Raw genomic sequence first — 21,118 nt, 5'->3', positions numbered from 1 at the left:
TGGTCAGGCCGATGCCTGACGGAGCATCGCCTTCAGGGTGAGCGCATCCTGCACGGCATCTGCTTCGGCATCGTTGTTGAAGTAGGCCCAGACGCTGCGCCCGGCGCGGCGCTGGGTCGCCATCCAGTCAGCCCAGTCGAGCAGCCGTTCGTCCGGATACCGACCGCTGTATTTGCCCGTGCCGCCGTGGAAGCGGACATAGGCGACCGGCCCGGCAGCCCAGCGGGGACTTTCCGATTGCGGCATGTCGTGCGCGCAGAACGAAGCGCCGAAACGCTCGAGCAGCGCCAGCACCGAGTCGGTGAACCAGCTCTTGTGCCGGAATTCGAGCACATGCGCCGTGTTTCCGGGCAACTGCCTGAGAAACTGCTCGAGCCGGGGCAGGTCCACCGGCATGTGCGGCGGCAGCTGGTAGAGAATCGGTCCGAGCGTCTCGGCGAGCGGCGCCACCGCGGTGGTCATCCGCGCGATCGGCTCCTCGGGATCCTTCAGCCTCTTGGCCTGGGTGAGATAGCGGTTCGCCTTGACCGCGAAGCGAAAGCCGGCGGGCGCCTGCGCACGCCACTGGGCGAACACCTCCGGCCGGGGCAGGCGATAGAAGCTGTTGTTGATCTCGACCGTGTCGAACTGCTCGGCATAGAAGTCGAACCACCGCTTGACCGGCAGCTCCTCGGGGTAGAAGGCGCCGCGCCAGTGACGATACATCCAGCCCGAGCAGCCGACGCGGACGGCGCTGGACACGGAGTTTTGCATGACGGTTGATCCCGCAGACGATGACACGCTGTTCGATCCGAACGCACTGGAGGGGTTCGCGGACCATTTTCGGCGCGATGACGGGCGCGCGCCGTGCCAGCTCTATCTGATCTCGCCGCTCGACGTCGGCGGCAGCTTTCCCGAGCGCCTCGCGCGCGCGCTCGATGCCGGCCCGGTGGCGGCGTTCCAGTTTCGCGTGAAGGGAAGCGACCAGCACCAGGCGGCGCGGCTCGCCGAGCCGCTGCAGGCGATCTGCGCCGAGAGGGAAGTGGCCTTCATCGTCAACGACAGCGTGAGCCTCGCCAAGCGCTTGGGCGCCGACGGCGTGCATCTGGGGCAGGGGGATGGCGACCCGCGCGAGGCGCGGTCGATCCTCGGCCCGGCGGCGCAGATCGGCGTGACCTGTCACGACAGCCGCCACCTCGCGATGGAAGCGGGCGAGGCGGGCGCCGATTATGTCGCCTTCGGGAGCTTCTTCCCGACGACTACCAAGGAGGTCCGGCACCGGCCCGATCCGTCGATCCTCAACTGGTGGTCCGCGCTGTTCGAGCTGCCGTGCGTGGCGATCGGCGGGATCACTCCGGAGAACGCTCCGCCGCTGATCGCTGCCGGTGCCGATTTTCTGGCGGTGTGTGGCGGCGTGTGGAGCGGCGACGAGGCGGCTGCGGTGCGCGCCTTCACCAAGCTGATGGAGGGCTGAGCGGTTCGTTCCGCGCAGGAAACCAGCGCCGCACTGCCTCGTTCTTCATTCGAGAACGAGCCAGAGGAGCTTCCCACCCGTGCGGACGATCGCGATTCTTGCTGCGCTGAGCACTCTTGCCGTGGCCGTGCCTGGCGCCACCCAAAACACCGCCCCCACTGCGCAAACGCTCCGCGAACGCACGGATCGGATCGATTTCGACGTTCTGCACGCGCAGGTGATCCTCGATCACCTCGGCTACTCCCCCGGTGTGCTCGACGGGCGCCGGGGGATGTCGTTCGTGAATGCGCTCGAGGGATTTCAGGAATCGCGGGGCATCGAAGTAACGGGCGAACTCGATCGTGCGACGATCCGGGCGCTGCGGCCGTTCCGCGCGGTGCGGCCGGTGAAGCGGCTGACGCTTACCGAGGGCGCGCTGAGCGGCCCCTATGTCGCGAACATGCCCGAATCGCCCGAGGAACAGGCGCGGCTCGACCGGCTGGGCTATCGCTCGCCGATGGAGAAGCTGGCCGAGATGTTCCACACCACGCCGCGTGTGCTGCTCGAACTCAACTCGCCCGACACGCGGCTCGCGCCCGGCGAGCCGGTGCTGTTCCCCAACGCACTTCCGACCTCGCGCGACTATCCCTCGAATCTTCCTCAGGAGTGGCGCGACACGCTGAGCGATCTGAACGTCGATGCCAGTCAACCCGAAGCGGCGCGGATCGTCGTCGACAAATCGGATGGCGTGCTGCGCGTCTTCGACGAGAGCGACCGCCTGGTCGCACAGTTCACCGCCACGATGGGCAGCGAGCATGATCCCTTGCCGATCGGCCGTTGGGAGATCGTGGGCGAAGCGTATAATCCGCCCTTCAACTATAATCCCGAACTGTTCTGGGACGTGAGCGACAGCGAGGCGAAAGTCACTCTGCCGCCGGGGCCGAACGGTCCCGTCGGTGTCGTGTGGATCGATCTCTCCAAGGAGCATTACGGCATCCACGGCACCGCCGAGCCCACCACGATCGGCCGTGCCCAGAGCCACGGCTGTATCCGGCTCACCAATTGGGATGCAGCGCGCCTCGCGCTGATGGTCGCTCCCGGCACGCCGGCGGTGTTCCAGGAGTGATTCCATGAAAAGCTTCGGCTGGGCCCTTCTGCTGATCGCGGCCGTCATCGGCCTGGGGTTTGTTTCGATGATACGCTTCGAAACGACTCCATCGGCGCGGGAGAAGTCGCCTCAGGTGCCACAGGTGACGCCGCTGCCGGAGACGGAGCCGGAAATCGTGGAGACCGCGTCGCGCAGGCTCGAACCGCTTCCCGACATGCCGCTCGGTCGGATCGTCGGGGAGAGGGCGCCGCTGCTCGCCGCCGCGCCGCCGCTGCAGGTGCCGGTGGCTGGAATCGACGTTGGCGATCTGCGCAGCAACTGGGGCGATGCCCGCGACGGCGGCGAGCGGCTGCACACCGGGCTCGACGTCATGGCGCCCAGCGGAACGCCGGTGGTCGCCGCGACGGACGGCATTATCGAGAAGCTCTATCTGAGCGAAGGCGGTGGCGGGATCACGCTCTATCTCCGCTCCGCGGACCGGAACTGGCTGCTCTACTACGCGCATCTGGGCGGCTATGCCCCGGGGATTGCCGAGGGGCAGCGGGTCCGCGCGGGCGAACCGCTCGGCTTCGTCGGAGACACCGGCAATGCGGCGCCGGGCAATCATCACCTGCACTTCGGCGTTTCCCACATGCAGCCCGGCGAGCGCTGGCATCAGGGCACGCCGGTCGATCCCTATCCTCTGCTTGCGGCCATGCCGGCCGGCGGCTAAAGCGCGCGCTCGCTCTTTCCAGCTCACAGGCAAGACCCATGAAGATCAGCGGCGTGGACATCCGTCCCGGCAACATCATCGAATATGAAGGCGGCATCTGGCGCGCAGTGAAGATCCAGCATACCCAGCCCGGCAAGGGCGGTGCCTATATGCAGGTCGAGATGAAGAACCTCATCGACGGCCGCAAGAACAACGTCCGCTTCCGTTCGGCCGAAACGGTCGAGCGCGTCCGCCTCGACACCAAGGATTTCCAGTTCCTGTTCGCCGAAGGCGACATGCTGACGTTCATGGACAAGGAAACGTACGAGCAGATCAGCCTGCCGCGCGACCTTTTGGGCGACGCCGCCGCTTTCCTGCAGGACGGCATGGACGTGGTGATGGAACTGTACGACGAAAAGCCGATCAGCGTGCAGCTGCCCGACCAGATCGAAGCCGAAGTGGTCGAGGCCGATGCGGTGGTGAAGGGCCAGACGGCGTCTTCGTCCTACAAGCCGGCCGTGCTCGACAATGGCGTGCGCGTGATGGTTCCGCCACATATCGCCTCGGGAACCCGCATCGTCGTCGACGTCTACGAGCAAACCTACGTCCGCCGCGCGGATTGATCGATTTCCTCCTCCCGCACGCGGGAGGAGAACGCGGGCGAGCCGGCGCTCGCCCTGAACACCACCGTCAGCGGGTGGCCCGATGTCTTCGGGCATTCCCGCGCGCGGGAGGGGAGAAGCAGTTTTGGTAAGTCACTCCGGCCTCATCACCGTCATCGAGCGCGCTGCGCGCAAGGCGGGGCCGCGGCTGCGGCGCGACTTCAACGAAGTCCAGCATCTCCAGGTGAGCCGCAAAGGCCCTGCGGATTTCGTGTCGATGGCGGATCGCCGGGCAGAGGACACGCTGATCGAGGAACTGCGCAAGGCGCGGCCCGATTGGGGCTTCCTCGTCGAGGAGCGCGGCGAGATCGAAGGCGATCCGGACAAGCCGCGCTGGATCATCGATCCGCTCGACGGCACTTCGAACTTCCTCCACGGCATCCCGCACTTCTGCATGTCGATCGCAGTGGAAGATCCGCGCGGTTCGCAGGGCAAGCCCGAAGTGACGCACGGCTATATCTATCAGCCGATCACCGACGAGAGCTTCTGGGCCGAGAAAGGCCGGGGAGCCTGGCTTCAGGACCAGCGGCTCCGCGTTTCCGCGCGGCGCCACCTCGACGAGGCACTGATCGCAACCGGCATTCCGTTCCTCGGCCATGGCAATTTCGCCGAGTGGAGTCGAATCTTCGGCGCGGTCGCGCCCGAGGTCGCCGGGATCCGGCGGTTCGGATCGGCGGCGCTCGATCTCGCCTGGGTGGCTGCGGGCCGGTTCGACGGCTTCTGGGAAAGCGATCTGAAGCCTTGGGACGTGCAGGCGGGCATGCTGCTGGTGAAGGAAGCAGGCGGCTTCGTCACTGACTATCGCGGGCAGGACCTGGCGCTCCAGCGCAACCAGTATCTCGCCGCGAACGACGCGCTTCATTCCAAGCTGCACAAGCTGGTCGCCGGAGCCCTGCGCACCGCCTGAGCGCGATCGCGTTCGGAGCCTTGCCGTTCGCGCGGACGAGCCCTGCCGAGGGGTTATTGCGAGTGATTCTCAGGGGTTCCAACCCTTGCGAGCCCTCGGCCATCGGCCTAGAAGCCCACTCAAATTCCGCAACCGCGAGAATACCCTTTGGTCGATCTGATCCAATATCTGCCGATTCTCCTTTTCCTGGGGGTGGCGCTCGTCCTGTCGGCGGCATTCGTGTTTCTGCCGATGCTGGTCGCGCGGCTGACCGGGGCGCATCAGCCCTATCCCGAGAAGCTTGCCGAATATGAGTGCGGTTTTCCCGCGTTCGAGGATTCGCGCAGCCAGTTCGACGTGCGCTTCTATCTCGTCGCGATCCTGTTCATCGTCTTCGATCTCGAGGCGGCGTTCCTGTTTCCCTGGGCCGTCTCGGTGTTCGATCTCGGCTGGGTGGCCTGGATCTCGATGATGATCTTCATCGCCGAGCTCGCGCTCGGCCTCGTCTATGCATGGAAGAAGGGAGCGCTGGATTGGGAGTAGATCTCACTGCGGCTCCGCCGCCGGGAACGGCGCCCGACCCGCAATTCTACAATGATCTGAACGCCGAGCTGGGGGACAAGGGATTCTTTGTCACTTCAACCGAAGAGCTGTTCCAGTGGGCGCGTACCGGCTCGCTGTGGTGGATGACCTTCGGCCTGGCCTGCTGCGCGGTCGAGATGATCCACGTCAACATGCCACGCTACGACATGGAGCGGTTCGGCGCGGCGCCGCGCGCGTCTCCGCGTCAGTCGGACGTGATGATCGTGGCGGGGACGCTCTGCAACAAAATGGCGCCCGCGCTGCGTCGCGTGTACGATCAGATGTCGGCACCGCGCTATGTGATCTCGATGGGCAGCTGCGCGAACGGCGGCGGCTATTATCACTACAGCTACAGCGTCGTGCGCGGGTGCGATCGGATCGTGCCGGTGGACATCTATGTTCCCGGCTGCCCGCCGACCGCCGAGGCGTTGCTCTATGGCGTGATGCAGCTGCAGCGGAAGATCCGCCGCGTCGGGACGATCGAACGGTGAGGGCGTCCGCACCCCGCTATCCCGCCGTCGAGGTGGCTTCGTTCGACTCGCTGGTCGAGGCGGGTCTCGTTCGTGAGGTCCGTGCGGCGGTGGGCGAGCTGTCGTGCCACGTCGACCGCGACAAGCTGATCCCTGCGATGGAAGCGCTGCGCGAGGAGCATGGCTATCAGCAACTGATGGAGATCGCGGGGGTGGACTATCCGGATCGCCCCGAGCGGTTCGAGCTGGTCTATTGCTTGCTCAGCCTTACGCGCAATCACCGCATCAAGGTGAAGGTCGCCACCGACGAGGTGCAGCCCGTGCCCAGCGTGACCGGCATCTGGCCCGTCGCCGGCTGGCTCGAGCGCGAAGTCTATGACATGTACGGCGTGCTGTTCGAGGGGAACACCGATCTGCGGCGTATCCTCACCGATTATGGCTTCGTCGGTCATCCGCAGCGCAAGGACTTTCCGCTCACCGGCTATGTCGAGCTGCGCTATTCGGAAGAGGCCAAGCGCGTCGTCTATCAGCCGGTCGAGCTGGCGCAGGATTTCCGCAACTTCGACTTCATGAGCCCGTGGGAAGGCGCGCAATATGTGCTGCCGGGCGACGAGAAGAGCGAAGGTGCCGTTCCCGAGGCAAAGGGTGCGCCGACGCCGCTCAAGGCCGAGACGATCGTGAAGGCGGACGAGGCGGCCGACAGGGACGTCAAGCCTCAGGCCAGGGAAGTGAAGACCACCGAGAGCACGGCGCAGACCGGCGCGGGCGAGCCCAATCCGGGCAACCAGCCGCAGGACAAGCCCAAGGACCCCGATGTGGTGCCCACCAAGGAAGGCGGGCAGAACGAATGACCGACACCGTCGACAAGATGATGGAGCGCGCGCCGGAGAAGGATTCGGCGACCGGCGACGTCGCAATCGCCAACTACACGATCAACTTCGGCCCGCAGCATCCGGCCGCGCACGGCGTGCTGCGGCTGGTGCTCGAGCTGGACGGCGAGATCGTCGAGCGTGTCGATCCGCATGTCGGACTGCTGCATCGCGGCACCGAAAAGCTGATCGAGTACAAGACCTACACTCAGGCGCTCCCCTATATGGACCGCCTCGATTATTGCTCGCCGATGTGCATGGAGCACAGCTTCGTGCTCGCGGTGGAGAAGCTGCTCGACCTCGAGGTGCCGCTGCGCGCGCAGTATCTGCGCGTGTTCTTCGCCGAGCTGACGCGCATCTCGAACCACATGCTGAACCTCGGTTCGCACGTCATGGACGTCGGCGCGATGACGCCGAACCTGTGGATGTTCGAGCTGCGCGAGGATTGCCTCAACTTCTTCGAGCGCGTTTCGGGCGCGCGGATGCACTCCAACTATTTCCGTGTCGGCGGCGTGCATCAGGATGCGCCGCTCAAGCTGCTGGCCGACATCGGCGAGTGGCTCGACACGCGGCTGCCCCGGCTGTTCGAGGATGCGATCAGCCTGGTCGCCGAAAACCGGATCTTCAAGCAGCGCAACGTCGATATCGCCGTGGTCAGTCGCGACGATGCGATCCGCTGGGGCTTTTCCGGGCCGATGATCCGGGCCGCCGGCATTCCGTGGGACATCCGCAAGTCGCAGCCCTACGACGTGTACGACCGGATGGAGTTCGACATCCCCGTCGGCACGCGCGGCGACTGCTACGACCGGTTCATGGTCCGGGTCGAGGAAGTGCGCCAGTCCGCGCGGATCATGAAACAGTGCCTCGCCGAGATGCCCGAGGGGCCGGTGATGACGCTGGACCGCAAGGTCGGGCCGCCCAAGCGCGGTGAGATGAAGCATTCGATGGAAGCACTCATCCACCACTTCAAGCTCTATACAGAGGGCTATCACGTGCCTGCCGGCGACGTGTATGTCGCCACCGAGAGCCCGAAGGGCGAGTTCGGCATCTACATGGTGGCCGACGGCACCAACAAGCCGTACCGCTGCAAGATCCGCCCGACCGCGTTCAGCCATCTTCAGGCGATGGACTTCATGAGTCGCGGTCACATGCTGGCCGACACCACGGCGATCCTCGGCGCGATGGATATCGTGTTCGGCGAGTGCGACCGGTGATCGCTCCGATGCTCCTCTTGGCGGTGGCGGCGGCTTCGACGCCGCAGGACGCAGGCGCGATCCGGTCGGGTCCGCTCGTCGGCATGTGGTCGGGCCCGGTGATCGCCTCGAACGGCGACCAGCGGCTCGTCTCGCTGCTCCCCTCGGCGGCCGGGGCCTCGCCTCCCGCGCCGGCGACCGCGGCGGCCGTCGATCGGCTGATCGCGGCCGAGGAGGAGGGTGCGCTCGGCGATGCAGCCGCCGTCGTCCGCGCGGGCGCGACCATGACCTTCTGCCCCGCCGAGGACGTGTCCGACTGCCGCTCGGGCGTGCCGTTCGCGGGCTTCGACATTCCGGGAGAGGTGCGCGCGAACACGCCCTATGCCTTGCCCAACGACGTCGTCCGCGTGGAATGGATCGCCGACGGCCGAGTGACCTACATCTCTTTCCTGCAATTCGCCGACGGAAAGCTGGCCGGGGTGCGTACCGGCCCGGCGGTCATGCCCGTTCGTGCGACGCAGGCCCAGACGAGCGAGCCGAACTGATGGCGGATGCGAAGATCATTCCCGATACTCCGGAGATCCGGGCGCGGTGGGGAACGTTCGTCTGGACCGAGGCGAACGCCGCCAAGGCGAAGGAAATCCGCGCGCGCTATCCCGAGGGGCGCCAGCAGAGCTGCACCATTCCCTATCTTGATCTGGCGCAGCGGCAGGTCGGGGCGGAGACGAACACCCAGGGCTGGCTGCCGGTCCCGGTGATGGAATTCGTCGCGCGCGAGCTGGACCTGCCCTATGTGCGGGTGCTCGAGGTCGCGACCTTCTACACCATGTTCAATCTCGTGCCGGTCGGCCGCCACCATGTGCAGGTGTGCGGAACGACGCCGTGCTGGCTCCGCGGTTCGGACGAAGTATTCGCGGCGTGCAAGTCGAAGGGCATGGTCAAGGGCGGAACCACGCCGGACGGGCTGTTCACGCTTACCGAAGTCGAGTGCATGGGCAATTGCGCCAACGCGCCGATGGTCCAGATCAACGACGATAATTACGAGGATCTCGATTACGACAGCACCGTCGCGATCCTTGATGCGCTGGCGAAGGGGGAGCGGCCGAAGCCCGGCTCCCAGAACTCGCAGCGCCATACGAGCGAGCCCGAGGGCGGGCCGACCACGCTGACCGCCATGGTTGATGAAAACCACGATTATCGGGGAGAATGGGCATGAGCGCGAAGGACAAGAATCTCGTCGTCACGATCCTGGCCATCATTGGCGCGATCGTCGTCATCGGCTGGCTTCTCAAGGCGACGTTCAGCCTGCTCGGGCCGTTGCTGCTGATCGGCCTGGCGGTGCTCGTCTATTTCGTATTCTTCAAGGGCAAGTCGGGACCGCGATGACCGAATTCACGCCCCTCGCGGACAAGGACCGCATCTTCACGAACGTCTACGGTTTCCAGCCTTGGGGGCTCGAAGCCGCGATGCGTCGTGGCGACTGGGACAATACCAAGGCGCTGCTCGAGATCGGGCAGGACACGATCATCGACCGCGTGAAGGCGTCCGGCCTGCGCGGCCGCGGCGGCGCGGGCTTTCCCACGGGGGTGAAGTGGGGCTTCATGCCCAAGGAGCCCAAGCCCGATCGGCCGAACTTCCTCGTCATCAATGCCGACGAGTCCGAGCCGGGCAGCTGCAAGGACCGCGAGATCATCCGCCACGATCCGCACAAGCTGATCGAAGGCGCGCTGGTCGCCGGCTTCGCGATGCGCGCGCGGGCGGCGTACATCTACATCCGCGGCGAATATATCCGCGAGGCCGAAACGCTGTTCGCGGCGATCGCCGAGGCGTACGACAAGGGCCTGCTCGGCAAGAATGCCTGCGGCTCGGGCTATGACTTCGATGTTTTCGCGCATCGCGGCGCCGGCGCCTATATCTGCGGCGAAGAAACCGCGATGCTCGAGAGCCTCGAGGGGAAGAAGGGCCAGCCGCGGCTGAAGCCGCCGTTCCCGGCGGGCGCGGGTCTCTACGGTTGTCCGACGACGGTGAACAACGTCGAATCGATCGCAGTGGTGCCGACGATCCTGCGCCGGGGGGCCGAGTGGTTCGCCAGCTTCGGGCGCGAGAACAACAAGGGCACCAAGCTCTTTCAGATCAGCGGCCATGTGAACCGGCCGTGCGTGGTCGAAGAAGCGATGTCGATCCCTTTCCGCGAGCTGATCGATCGCCACTGCGGCGGCATTCGCGGCGGATGGGACAATCTGCTCGCGGTGATCCCGGGCGGCTCGTCGGTGCCGCTGGTGCCGGCCGCCGAGATCATGGATGCGCCGATGGACTTCGATGGGCTGAAGGCGCTGGGATCGGGCCTCGGCACGGCGGCCATCATCGTGATGGACAAGTCGACCGACATCGTGAAGGCGATCAGCCGGATCAGCTATTTCTACAAGCATGAGAGCTGCGGCCAGTGCACACCGTGCCGCGAGGGCACCGGCTGGATGTGGCGCGTGATGGAGCGGCTGCGCACCGGCGACGCCGATGTGCGCGAGATCGACACCCTCTACGAAGTGACCAAGCAGGTCGAAGGCCACACCATCTGCGCGCTGGGCGACGCGGCGGCGTGGCCGATCCAGGGATTGATCCGCCATTTCCGGCCCGAGCTGGAGCGGCGCATCGCGGAACGCAACGGCGGCGGCGCGCCGATGATGGAGGCGGCGGAATGATGTTTGCCACAGTGGCTTCGGTGGTGATGTTCGTTGCGGCGCCTGTCTTCGGCGCACCGGCGCAGCAGCCGGCGGACGTGACCCTTCAGAGTACGCCGAGCGCAACGGTTCTCCGCAACTTCGCCACGTGCGTGGTGGAGCGGCGCCCCGAGCGCGTGCGGGCATTGCTTTCCGGTTTTCCCGGCGGACTTCCTTCGCCGAACGATCGAGGCCAGCTTGACGATGCGCATCGCGGCCTTGTCGACAGCTATTGCCTGCAGCGGGGCCAGGTGTCGCTCCGAATGCGGGGGCATCTCCTGTGGTATGCGCTTGCCGAGGCCTATGTGCGGCAGCAAGTGCCCGCCACCGTGACGGATTTTGCGGGTGTGGCGTTGCTCGAGCATCCTGCCGTAGCGCTGCAGCAGGGAGCGGAGGGCGCCAGCTCCGTATCGCCGGGGGTGAACGGGGATTCCGCGGCGGACCGCGATTCGGCTCTGCTTTCCCGCTTCGGCGAATGCGTCGCCCGGTTCGACACCCCAAACAGCCGTCGGCTGATCATGGCGGAACTCGCCGAGGAGCGTGCCGTCATCGGCGAAATGATGCCCGCGCTCGAGGCCTGCCTTCCCGATGGCGTTAGCCTGGGGCTGACGCCGCTTGCGATCCGGGGATCGGTAGCGCTCGGCTATGCGCGTCTAGCGATTGCCGCTTCCGAGCCGGGCCAGCCAGAGAATTGATATGCCGAAACTGACCGTCGACGGAATCGAAGTGGAAGTGCCGCAGGGCGCAACCGTGCTCCAGGCCTGCGAGGCCGCGGGGAAGGAAATCCCGCGCTTCTGCTACCATGAGCGGCTGTCGATCGCCGGCAATTGTCGGATGTGCCTGGTCGAAGTGAAGCCCGGGCCGCCCAAGCCGCAGGCAAGCTGCGCGCTTCCCGCCGCGGACAATCAGGAGATCCGCACCGATTCGCCGATGGTGAAGGCGGCGCGCGAAGGCGTGCTCGAGTTTCTGCTGATCAACCATCCGCTCGATTGCCCGATCTGCGATCAGGGCGGCGAGTGCGATCTGCAGGACGAGACCATGGCCTATGGCAAGGGGTGGTCGCGGTACGACGAGAACAAGCGCGCGGTGACCGAGAAATATATGGGTCCGATCGTCAAGACGATCATGACCCGGTGCATCCACTGCACCCGCTGCATCCGCTTCGCCGAGGAAATCGCCGGCGTGGAGGAGATCGGCGCGATCTATCGCGGCGAGGACATGCAGATCACCTCCTATCTCGAAAAGGCAGTGACCAGCGAATTGTCGGGCAACGTCAACGATCTGTGCCCGGTCGGCGCGCTCACGCACAAGCCCTACGCGTTCGAATACCGTCCCTGGGAACTCACCAAGACGATGGCGATCGACGTGATGGACGCGGTCGGCACTAACATCCGCATCGATCGGCGCGGCCGCGCGGTGCTGCGCGCATTGCCGCGCATCAACGAGGATGTGAACGAGGAGTGGGCGCACGACAAGACCCGCTACCATGTCGACGGCCTCGGCTATCGCCGGCTCGACCGGCCATTCGTCCGTCGTGACGGCAAGCTCCAGGCGGCGAGCTGGGAAGAGGCGTTCGATGCGATCGCTGCCGCGGCGCAGACCGCCGGTTCCAGCGTCGCGGCGATTGCGGGTGATCTGGTCGATTGCGAGACGATGTTCGCGGCCAAGGCGCTGGTGAAGGCGCTGGGCTCGGACCTGCTCGAGAGCCGCCAGACCGGGCTTGCCTATGATGTGTCGAGCCTGGGCGCGGTTGCGTTCAATCCGACGATCGCAGGCGTCGAGGACGCGGACGCGATCCTGCTTCTCGGCACCAATCTTCGCTGGGAAGCCCCGCTGATCAACACACGCGTGCGCAAGGCGATCAAGCGGGGAGCCAAGGTGTTCGCGATCGGTCCCGAGATCGATCTCACCTACAAGGCCGAATGGCTGGGCGACGATCTCGCGATTCTCGGCCGGTTGCCGTCCGCACTCACCCACGTCTTCGACAAGGCGGCGCGCCCGCTGGTGATTGTCGGCCCCGGCGCCCTGGCCAAGGGACAGGGAGGCTCGCTCGCGCTGGTCGATCGGCTGAAGCTGGTTCGCACGCTCGAGGACGGCACGCCCTGGAACGGCTATGGCGTGATCCATACCGCCGCGGCGCGGATGGGCGCGCTCCTGCTCGGCTATGCGCAGAAGGGCGGCCTGGCCGACATCGTCGGCGCCAAGCCGAAGCTGGCCTTCTTCCTGGGCGCCGATGAAGTCGATTTCTCCGCCTTCGCGGGCAGCTTCAAGGTTTTCCTCGGCCATCATGGCGATGTCGGCGCACATCATGCCGATGTGATCCTGCCGGGGGCCGCCTATGCCGAGAAACACGGCACCTTCGTGAATCTCGAAGGGCGCGTTCAGCGCAGCGAACGTGCCGCGCAGGCTCCGGGCGACGCGCGCGAGGACTGGACGATCCTGCGCGCGCTTTCCGAGCGGCTCGGAAAGGTGCTTCCGTTCGACAGCTATGGCGAACTGCGCGCGCAGATGAGCGTCGAGGTTCCCGCGCTGGCGCAGGAGGGGCTGGTGCGGTTCGACTGGAGCCCGCCGGCGCTCCCTTCCGAGGCGGAAGGGGCAGTGACCTATCCGATCGCCGACTTCTACCTGACCAATGCGATCTGCCGCGCGAGCCCGACGATGCAGCGCTGCTCCGCAGAACTGATCCATGGGCAGGATTTCGCGGAGGCCGCAGAGTGACCAGCTTCTTCGAATCCTGGGGCATGAACTACGAATGGGCGTGGTTCGTCGCGACCATCGTGGGCATCCTCGTGATCGCGCTGCCGCTGATGCTGGCGGTGGCGATGGTCATCTATGCCGATCGCAAGATCTGGGCCGCCATTGCGCTGCGCAAGGGGCCGAACGTCGTCGGCCCGCTAGGGCTGCTGCAATCCTTTGCCGATGGTCTGAAGGTCTTCCTCCAGGAAACGATCATCCCGACGAGCGCGAACAAGGGCCTGTTCCTCCTCGCGCCGATCATCACCTTCACGGTGGCGCTGATCGTCTGGGCGGTAATCCCGTTCCAGGCCGGCGTCGTGCTGGCTAACATCAACGTCGGGCTGCTCTACGTGCTCGCCGCCTCCTCGCTGGGGGTCTATGGCGTGATCATCGCGGGCTGGTCGTCCAACTCGAAATACCCCTTCTATTCGGCGCTGCGCGCGGCGGCCCAGATGGTGAGCTATGAAGTCGCGATCGGCTTCGTCCTGATCTCGGTCGTGCTCTGGTCGGGAACCTTCAACCTCACCGGGATCGTCGAGACGCAGCGCGGCTATTACGGCTTCATCAACGGTCACGGCTTCAATCCGCTGATCTTCCCGATGGCCGTGGTGTTCTTCATCTCGGCGCTGGCCGAAACCGCGCGTGCGCCGTTCGACCTCACCGAAGCGGAATCCGAGCTCGTCGCGGGCTATCAGACCGAATATAGCTCGATGAGCTTCGCGCTGTTCTGGCTCGGCGAATACGCGAACGTGCTCCTGATGTGCGCGCTCAACGCGATCCTGTTCTGGGGTGGGTACCTCCCGCCGTTCGACTGGGAGCCGCTCTATTGGGTGCCCGGGATCATCTGGCTGTTCGCCAAGATCCTGTTCTTCTTCTTCCTGTTCAGCTGGGTGAAGGCGACGGTGCCGCGCTATCGCTACGACCAGCTGATGCGGCTGGGCTGGAAGGTTTTCCTGCCGCTGTCGCTGTTCTTCGTGTTCCTCATCTCGGGCTTTCTGATGCTGACGCGCGTGGGCACCGAATGTGCGCCCAGCGAACGCGTCTACCTCGAGCGCGTGACCGTGCATGGCACGACCTACGCGGCCGACCGGCCGCAATATCCCACCGACGGCATCTGCCGTTCCACGATCGAACCCGGGATAGTAACCTAATGAGTTTCGCCCAGACCATCCGATCCTTTACGCTGTGGGAGTTCCTCAAGGCGCATGCGCTGACCTTGAAGTACTTCTTCAAGCGCAAGGCGACGATCAATTATCCGTACGAGAAGAACCCCGTCTCGCCGCGGTTCCGGGGCGAGCATGCGTTGCGTCGCTATCCCAATGGCGAGGAACGGTGCATCGCGTGCAAACTGTGCGAGGCGGTCTGTCCCGCGCTTGCGATCACCATCGAAAGCGAGCCGCGCGCCGACGGCAGCCGCCGAACCACGCGCTACGACATCGACATGGTGAAGTGCATCTATTGCGGCCTGTGCCAGGAAGCATGTCCGGTGGATGCGATCGTCGAAGGGCCGAACTTCGAATTTTCGACGGAAACCCGCGAGGAGCTGATCTACCATAAGGAAAAGCTGCTCGCGAACGGCGACCGCTGGGAAAGCGTCCTCGCGGCGAACCTTGCCGCCGACGCACCCTATCGGTAAGCGGCGTGCCAATCGATTCTAACCCGTCTGCCCGGACCGACCGGCGCCTTGGGGGCAAGCAACTCTCGTGATCCAGGCTATCGCCTTTTATCTCTTCGCCGTCGTGGTGATCGCCTCCGCAGTGATGGTGATCTTCTCGCGCAATCCCGTGCATTCGGTGCTCTGGCTGATCATGGCGTTCTTCAACGCCGCCGGTCTGATGCTGCTCGTCGGCGCGGAGTTCATCGCGATGCTGCTGGTCATCGTCTATGTCGGCGCGGTCGCAGTGCTGTTCCTCTTCGTCGTGATGATGCTCAACATCGATTTCGCGGAGCTACGCGCCGGATTCGTGCGCTATGCGGCGGTAGGCCTCGCGCTCGCCGTGGCGCTGGTCGCCGAGATCTTCATCGCAGTGGGCGCGTGGAGCGTGGGCGGGATCGAGCTTAGCCGCCGGATCAGCCCGATCGAGGCCGGCGTGCCGAATATCGAGGCGGTCGGGCGGCTGCTCTATTCGCGCTATCTGTTCGCGTTCGAAGCGGCCGGGCTGATCCTGCTGGTCGCGATGATCGGTGCCATCGTGCTCACGTATCGCCATCGCGGTGGCGTGACGCGCCAGAACGTCTCGCGCCAGATCAACCGCCGTTCGAAGGACGCGATCCGCATGGCCAAGCCGCCGGTCGGCAAGGGAGTCGATCTGTGATCGGAGTCACGCATTATCTGGTCGTGGGGGCCGTCCTGTTCACGCTCGGCGTGCTGGGGATCTTCCTCAACCGCAAGAATCTGATCGTCATCCTGATGGCGATCGAGCTGATCCTGCTCTCGGTGAACCTCAATCTCGTCGCTTTCTCGGCGGCGCTGGGCGATCTGGTCGGACAGGTCTTTGCGATGTTCGTGCTGACGGTCGCGGCGGGCGAGGCGGCGATCGGCCTCGCCATTCTCGTCATCTACTTCCGCGGCCGCGGTTCGATCGCGGTCGACGACGTCAACCGGATGAAGGGGTAAACGTCCGGTGCAGGCAATTCACTTCATCGTCGGGCTTCCGCTGCTGGCGGCGATCGTCGCCGGCCTTTCGAACCGTGCGTTCGGGACTGCGTTTCCCAAGCTCGTGACGACGGGCGCGCTGTTCATTGCGTGCGGGCTCAGCTGGCCTATCTTCCTTGGCTTCCTGGCGGGAACGCTTGAGGCCGGCGTCGCGCCCGTCTTCACCTGGTTCGTCTCGGGCGACATGTCGGTCGATTGGGCGCTGCGCGTCGATGCACTGACCGCGGTGATGCTGGTCGTGATCACCAGCGTCTCGGCGCTCGTCCATCTCTACAGCTGGGGCTATATGGCCGAGGACCCGGATCAGCCGCGGTTCTTCGCCTATCTGTCGCTGTTCACCTTCGCGATGCTGATGCTCGTGACGGCGGACAATCTGGTCCAGATGTTCTTCGGCTGGGAAGGCGTCGGCCTCGCTTCCTACCTGCTGATCGGATTCTGGTTCCGCAAGCCGAGCGCCAACGCCGCCGCGATCAAGGCCTTCGTCGTCAACCGCGTCGGCGATCTGGGCTTCATGCTCGGCATCTTCGGCACATTTCTGGTGTTCGGCACGATCTCGATCCCCGCGATCCTCGAGGCCGCTCCAGCAATGGCCGGCTCCACGATCGGCTTCCTTGGCTATCGCGTCGATACGATGACGCTGCTCTGCCTGCTGCTGTTCATCGGAGCGATGGGCAAGTCGGCCCAGCTCGGGCTGCACACCTGGCTTCCCGACGCGATGGAAGGCCCGACGCCGGTATCCGCGCTGATCCACGCCGCGACGATGGTCACGGCGGGCGTGTTCATGGTGTGCCGCCTCTCGCCGATGTTCGAGGCCGCGCCGATCGCGCTCGGCTTCGTCACCTTCATCGGCGCCGCCACCTGCCTGTTCGCGGCCTCCGTCGCGCTGGTGCAGACCGATATCAAGCGCGTGATCGCCTATTCGACCTGTTCGCAGCTCGGCTACATGTTCTTCGCCGCCGGCGTCGGCATGTACGGCGCGGCGATGTTCCACCTGTTCACCCACGCCTTCTTCAAGGCGCTGCTGTTCCTCGGCGCGGGGAGCGTGATCCACGCGATGCACCACGAGCAGGACATGCGCTTCTACGGTGGGCTGCGGAAGGCGATCCCGATCACCTTCTGGACGATGATGGCGGGAACGCTGGCGATCACCGGCGTCGGGATTCCCGGGATCTTCGGCAACGCGCCGATCGGTTTCGCCGGCTTCCATTCGAAGGATGCGATCATCGAAGCCGCTTGGGCGGCAGGCGCGGCGCCCGCATTCTGGGTGGGCGTGATCGTCGCGCTGCTGACGAGCTTCTACTCGTGGCGGCTGATGTTCCTCACCTTCTGGCAGCAGCCGCGCTGGATCGCTTCCGAGCATATCCAGCATGCGGTTCACGACGCGAACCATCATGGCGATGGCCATGGCGCCGAGGACGGGCGTGCGCACGGCCATGACGTGATCGACAACCCCGCGGCCGAGGATGCCGGCCATGCGCCTGCACCCGAAGTGGCGGAGCAGTATGCGCCCGAGGGCACCGGCGGTTATCATCCGCACGAGAGCCCCTGGGTGATGCTGGTCCCGCTGCTGGTGCTCACGTTGGGTGCGGTGCTGGCGGGCTTCGTGTTCCACCATTTCTTCATCGAGGTCGAGGCCGGCGAGCAATTCTGGCGCGGCAGCCTCTTCCACGACGCGCATCTTGCGCACGCGATGCACGAAGTGCCGCTGTGGGTGAAGATTTCGGCGACCGTGGCGATGCTGGCAGGGCTCGTCACCGCCTGGCTCGCCTATATCGTCTCTCCCGGTTTCCCGGCGCGCGCGGCGGATACGTTCCGCGTCGTCTATGCCTTCCTGCTGCGGAAATGGTATTTCGACGAACTCTACAACATCGTCTTCGTGCGCCCTGCGCTGGCAATCGGCCGCTTCTTCTGGAAGGCAGGTGACGAAGGCACGATCGACCGCTTCGGTCCGAACGGCCTGGCGCGGGTGGTGCAATGGGGCAGCGTCGCCAGCGGGCGGCTCCAATCGGGATATGTCTATACCTATGCCTTCATCATGCTGATCGGGCTCACGGCCGCGGTCACCTGGGTCGTGACGCGGTGAGGGCGGAGTGATGGAAAATCTCCCCATGCTCTCGATCATGCTTGCCGTTCCCGCAGTGGCGGCGGTGCTGTGCCTCTTCGCGAGCGCTGGCGCTGCGCGCACGATCGCGCTGGTCGCCACGCTGATCGATTTCGTACTCGGCTGCATCGTCTGGGCGAATTTCGACGTCGGCGGCGCGCAATGGCAGTTCGTCGAGTATCTGCCGCTGTTCGGCCGCTTCGGCTGGGCGCTCGGCATCGACGGTTTCGCGCTGATGCTGATCATGCTCAGCGTCTTCCTGATGCCGATCTGCATCGGCGCGAGCTGGCGCGCGATCACCGAGCGCGTGCCCGAATATATGGCGCTGTTCCTGCTCACCGAAGTGCTGATGATCGGCACCTTCGCCGCGCAGGACATCTTCCTGTTCTACATGTTCTTCGAAGCCGGTCTCATTCCGATGTATCTCATCATCGGCATCTGGGGCGGCGCGAACCGCATCTACGCCTCGTACAAATTCTTCCTGTACACGCTGCTCGGCTCGCTCGTGATGCTGATCGCGATGCTCTACATGTCGGTGACCGCCGGCACGACCGACATCCCGACGCTGATGGCCTTTGATTTCCCGCCGGACGTCCAGATCTGGCTATGGCTCGCCTTCTTCGCGTCGTTCGCGGTCAAGATGCCGATGTGGCCGGTGCACACCTGGCTGCCCGACGCGCATGTGCAGGCGCCGACCGCCGGGTCGGTGATCCTGGCGGGCGTGCTGCTGAAGCTGGGCGGATACGGCTTCCTGCGGTTCAGCCTGCCGATGTTCCCCGAAGCCTCGGCGCAGCTCGTCTGGCTGGTCTTCGGCCTGTCGGCGATCGCGGTGATCTACACCAGCCTCGTCGCGCTGGTGCAGCAGGACATGAAGAAGCTGATCGCCTATTCCTCGGTCGCGCATATGGCGATCGTCACCATCGGCCTGTTCGCGTTCAATGCTCAGGGCATCGAAGGCGCGATGGTGGTGATGCTCAGCCACGGGCTGGTTTCGGGCGCGCTCTTCCTGTGCGTCGGCGTGATCTACGATCGGCTGCATACCCGCGAGATCGACCGCTACGGCGGCTTGGCCGTCAACATGCCGCGCTATGCCGTGCTGTTCCTGCTCTTCACCATGGGATCGATCGGCCTGCCGGGGACCAGCGGTTTCGTCGGCGAGTTCCTGAGCCTTGCCGGGACCTATCAGGTTTCCACCTGGGCGGCGCTCCTGTGCACCACCGGCATCATCCTGGCTGCGGGCTACATGCTTTGGCTCTATCGCCGGGTCGTGTTCGGCGTGCAGCGGAATGCCGATGCCGCCGCCATGCCTGATCTCAGCATGCGCGAGATCTCGCTGCTGGCGCCGATCGCCGCAGTGGTGCTGTGGATGGGCGTCTATCCCGAACCGTTCCTCGCCCCGATGCGCGCCGACGTCGCCCGGCTGGTCGAGCGGGTCGACCGCGCCCGCCCGATCGGCGATTCACGGCCCACGCCGGGCAATCCGGCCGCGGCCGCCGCGGCCGGGCACGGTCTCGAAGGCGGGCATGGCGAAACGGCCCCGGCGCACGGGGAGGCGCACTGATGGACTATTCGACTCAGCTGATGATGGCGCTTCCCGAGCTGGTGCTCGCGGTCGGCGGCATTGTCCTCATGCTCGTCGCCGCCTGGGGCGGCCAGAGCGCGACCCGCGCCGTCAGCATCGCTGCGGTGGCGGTTCTCGCGGGTGCGGGGATCGCGCTCGCCGGTCCGGCCTCGGCGGGCGGCGAGGCATTCTACGGCCTTTATCGCGCCGACAGTTTCGCGGCCTTCGCCAAGGTGCTGATCTTCGGTGCGGCGGCGGTTGCCGTGGTGATCGCGCCGAAGTTCTTCGCACGCACCAGCGGCGATGATCTGCGGCCCGAATATCCGGTGCTGATTCTCTTCTCAGCCGCGGGCATGGGCATGATGGTCTCCGCCGGGGATCTCATCACGCTCTATGTCGGGCTCGAGCTTCAGAGCCTCGCGGCCTATGTCCTGGCCAGCTTCATGCGCCGCGATGCGCGCTCGGCCGAGGCGGGGCTGAAATATTTCGTGCTGGGCGCGCTGGCGAGCGGCATTCTGCTCTACGGCATTTCGCTGGTCTATGGTTTCTCGGGCACCACGCTGTTCGACGGGATCGCGCTGGCCTATGCCGTCACTGGTGAGGAGCGCTCGATCGGGCTGTTGTTCGGACTGGTGTTCGTGTTCGCCGGGCTGGCGTTCAAGATCTCGGCCGTGCCGTTCCATATGTGGACGCCCGACGTGTATGAAGGCGCACCCACGCCCGTCACTGCCTTCTTCGCTTCGGCGCCGAAGGTCGCGGCCGTCGCGCTCGCGGTGCGCGTCGCGATGGAAGCGATGGCGCCTGCGGTGGGCGACTGGCGGCAGATCGTCGTGTTCGCCAGCCTCGCCTCGATCATCCTTGGCGCGGTTGCCGCGATCGGCCAGACCAACATCAAGCGGCTGCTTGCCTATTCGTCGATCAACAACGTCGGATTTGCGCTGATCGGCCTTGCCGCCGGTACGCAGGAGGGGGTCGCCAGCGTCCTTTTCTACATGACCATCTATGTCGTGATGACGCTCGGCAGCTTCCTGGTGGTGCTCCAGATGCGCGGGGACGATGGCCAGCCGATCGAGACGATCGCCAGCCTCTCCGGCATGTCGCGCACACGGCCTGCGCTCGCGCTGGCGCTGGCGATGTTCATGTTCAGCCTCGCGGGTATTCCGCCGCTGTTCGGCTTCTGGGCGAAGTTCGAGGTGTTCGAGGCGGCGGTTCGGGCCGGCCTGTTCCCGCTGGCGGTGATCGGTATCGTCGCCTCGGTGATCGGCGCCTTCTATTATCTCAAGATCGTCAAGACGATGTACTTCGATGCGCCCGCTCCCGCCTTCGCGCGCGGTACGGGTCCGGTCGAGGGCGGGCTGATCGTGCTGACGGCGGCGTTCATATCGCCGCTCGGCTATCTCCTGATCCCGGTGCTCGGCTTCTGGACGATGAACGCGGCGCGGGCTCTCTTCTGA

General features: G+C 65.3%; 23 protein-coding genes. 22 read left to right on the top strand and 1 reads right to left on the bottom strand.

Translation table 11 applies throughout. From position 1 onward, the window contains the following. Positions 1-3: 3 nt before the first annotated feature. Entirely contained in the window at positions 4-741 is a 738-nt protein-coding gene (locus tag ACQ450_RS03100) for a DUF72 domain-containing protein (protein WP_431470463.1), read from the bottom strand. A gap of 10 nt (positions 742-751) precedes the next feature. Here ACQ450_RS03100 and thiE point away from each other — a divergent pair, with 10 nt between their 5' ends. From thiE to nuoN, 22 genes are all read left to right on the top strand, one after another. Further along, a complete protein-coding gene (gene thiE / locus ACQ450_RS03095; RefSeq protein WP_431470462.1) occupies positions 752-1,453 on the top strand; it encodes a thiamine phosphate synthase in 702 nt (233 codons plus the stop codon). A gap of 79 nt (positions 1,454-1,532) precedes the next feature. Beyond that, positions 1,533-2,558 (top strand): L,D-transpeptidase family protein, encoded by a 1,026-nt coding sequence (locus ACQ450_RS03090; RefSeq protein WP_431470461.1) that lies wholly within the window; start codon positions 1,533-1,535, stop codon positions 2,556-2,558. Between the two features lie 4 nt (positions 2,559-2,562). Beyond that, positions 2,563-3,252 carry a M23 family metallopeptidase gene (locus ACQ450_RS03085; RefSeq protein WP_431470460.1) on the top strand — a complete coding sequence of 230 codons (690 nt, stop codon included), beginning with the start codon at positions 2,563-2,565 and terminating at the stop codon, positions 3,250-3,252. A 38-nt stretch (positions 3,253-3,290) separates the two neighbouring features. Then, positions 3,291-3,854, top strand: a complete 564-nt coding sequence (gene efp / locus ACQ450_RS03080; RefSeq protein WP_188055066.1) for an elongation factor P — start codon at positions 3,291-3,293, stop codon at positions 3,852-3,854. Between the two features lie 124 nt (positions 3,855-3,978). Then, entirely contained in the window at positions 3,979-4,800 is an 822-nt protein-coding gene (locus tag ACQ450_RS03075) for an inositol monophosphatase family protein (protein WP_188055065.1), read from the top strand. 147 nt (positions 4,801-4,947) lie between these two features. After that, positions 4,948-5,322: an NADH-quinone oxidoreductase subunit A gene (gene ndhC, locus ACQ450_RS03070; RefSeq protein ID WP_188055064.1), complete on the top strand. Its 375-nt coding sequence runs from the start codon at positions 4,948-4,950 to the stop codon at positions 5,320-5,322. Then, on the top strand, positions 5,292-5,852 hold the full coding sequence (locus ACQ450_RS03065; RefSeq protein WP_431470459.1) for a NuoB/complex I 20 kDa subunit family protein: 561 nt from the start codon (positions 5,292-5,294) through the stop codon (positions 5,850-5,852). Before ndhC ends, ACQ450_RS03065 begins: the two co-directional genes overlap by 31 nt. Beyond that, a complete protein-coding gene (locus tag ACQ450_RS03060) occupies positions 5,849-6,682 on the top strand; it encodes an NADH-quinone oxidoreductase subunit C (protein WP_431470458.1) in 834 nt (277 codons plus the stop codon). The genes ACQ450_RS03065 and ACQ450_RS03060 overlap by 4 nt, the downstream gene beginning before the upstream one ends. Next, positions 6,679-7,914, top strand: a complete 1,236-nt coding sequence (locus ACQ450_RS03055; RefSeq protein WP_188055062.1) for an NADH-quinone oxidoreductase subunit D — start codon at positions 6,679-6,681, stop codon at positions 7,912-7,914. Before ACQ450_RS03060 ends, ACQ450_RS03055 begins: the two co-directional genes overlap by 4 nt. Then, positions 7,902-8,438, top strand: a complete 537-nt coding sequence (locus ACQ450_RS03050; RefSeq protein WP_431470457.1) for a hypothetical protein — start codon at positions 7,902-7,904, stop codon at positions 8,436-8,438. The genes ACQ450_RS03055 and ACQ450_RS03050 overlap by 13 nt, the downstream gene beginning before the upstream one ends. After that, positions 8,438-9,109 carry a complex I 24 kDa subunit family protein gene (locus ACQ450_RS03045; RefSeq protein ID WP_431470456.1) on the top strand — a complete coding sequence of 224 codons (672 nt, stop codon included), beginning with the start codon at positions 8,438-8,440 and terminating at the stop codon, positions 9,107-9,109. Before ACQ450_RS03050 ends, ACQ450_RS03045 begins: the two co-directional genes overlap by 1 nt. After that, on the top strand, positions 9,106-9,279 hold the full coding sequence (locus tag ACQ450_RS03040) for a hypothetical protein (RefSeq protein ID WP_188055059.1): 174 nt from the start codon (positions 9,106-9,108) through the stop codon (positions 9,277-9,279). Before ACQ450_RS03045 ends, ACQ450_RS03040 begins: the two co-directional genes overlap by 4 nt. Next, on the top strand, positions 9,276-10,592 hold the full coding sequence (gene nuoF / locus ACQ450_RS03035) for an NADH-quinone oxidoreductase subunit NuoF (RefSeq protein WP_431470455.1): 1,317 nt from the start codon (positions 9,276-9,278) through the stop codon (positions 10,590-10,592). Before ACQ450_RS03040 ends, nuoF begins: the two co-directional genes overlap by 4 nt. Continuing rightward, positions 10,589-11,305, top strand: coding sequence for a hypothetical protein (locus ACQ450_RS03030; RefSeq protein ID WP_431470454.1), 717 nt, complete (start codon positions 10,589-10,591; stop codon positions 11,303-11,305). Before nuoF ends, ACQ450_RS03030 begins: the two co-directional genes overlap by 4 nt. 1 nt (position 11,306) lies before the next feature. Then, a complete protein-coding gene (nuoG, locus tag ACQ450_RS03025; protein WP_431470453.1) occupies positions 11,307-13,328 on the top strand; it encodes an NADH-quinone oxidoreductase subunit NuoG in 2,022 nt (673 codons plus the stop codon). Continuing rightward, positions 13,325-14,497, top strand: a complete 1,173-nt coding sequence (nuoH, locus tag ACQ450_RS03020) for an NADH-quinone oxidoreductase subunit NuoH (RefSeq protein WP_431470452.1) — start codon at positions 13,325-13,327, stop codon at positions 14,495-14,497. Before nuoG ends, nuoH begins: the two co-directional genes overlap by 4 nt. Beyond that, the gene (gene nuoI / locus ACQ450_RS03015; RefSeq protein WP_431470451.1) at positions 14,497-14,982 is read left to right on the top strand and encodes an NADH-quinone oxidoreductase subunit NuoI; all 486 of its coding nucleotides are present in this window, start codon (positions 14,497-14,499) and stop codon (positions 14,980-14,982) included. Before nuoH ends, nuoI begins: the two co-directional genes overlap by 1 nt. Positions 14,983-15,049: 67 nt before the next feature. Further along, the gene (locus tag ACQ450_RS03010; RefSeq protein ID WP_188055053.1) at positions 15,050-15,661 is read left to right on the top strand and encodes an NADH-quinone oxidoreductase subunit J; all 612 of its coding nucleotides are present in this window, start codon (positions 15,050-15,052) and stop codon (positions 15,659-15,661) included. Continuing rightward, positions 15,658-15,963, top strand: a complete 306-nt coding sequence (gene nuoK, locus ACQ450_RS03005; protein WP_188055052.1) for an NADH-quinone oxidoreductase subunit NuoK — start codon at positions 15,658-15,660, stop codon at positions 15,961-15,963. The genes ACQ450_RS03010 and nuoK overlap by 4 nt, the downstream gene beginning before the upstream one ends. Positions 15,964-15,970: 7 nt before the next feature. Then, positions 15,971-18,085: an NADH-quinone oxidoreductase subunit L gene (nuoL, locus tag ACQ450_RS03000; protein ID WP_431470450.1), complete on the top strand. Its 2,115-nt coding sequence runs from the start codon at positions 15,971-15,973 to the stop codon at positions 18,083-18,085. A gap of 10 nt (positions 18,086-18,095) precedes the next feature. Beyond that, complete coding sequence (locus tag ACQ450_RS02995; protein WP_431470449.1) at positions 18,096-19,664, top strand: NADH-quinone oxidoreductase subunit M; 1,569 nt, start codon at positions 18,096-18,098, stop codon at positions 19,662-19,664. Then, complete coding sequence (gene nuoN / locus ACQ450_RS02990; protein ID WP_431470448.1) at positions 19,664-21,118, top strand: NADH-quinone oxidoreductase subunit NuoN; 1,455 nt, start codon at positions 19,664-19,666, stop codon at positions 21,116-21,118. Before ACQ450_RS02995 ends, nuoN begins: the two co-directional genes overlap by 1 nt.

Origin of the sequence: Sphingosinithalassobacter sp. LHW66-3 (assembly GCF_050703275.1) — a bacterium.
Classification (GTDB): Bacteria; Pseudomonadota; Alphaproteobacteria; order Sphingomonadales; family Sphingomonadaceae; genus Sphingomonas.
The sequence above is the reverse complement of the archived record's forward strand: the minus strand, read 5'-3'. Positions and strand labels throughout refer to the sequence as shown.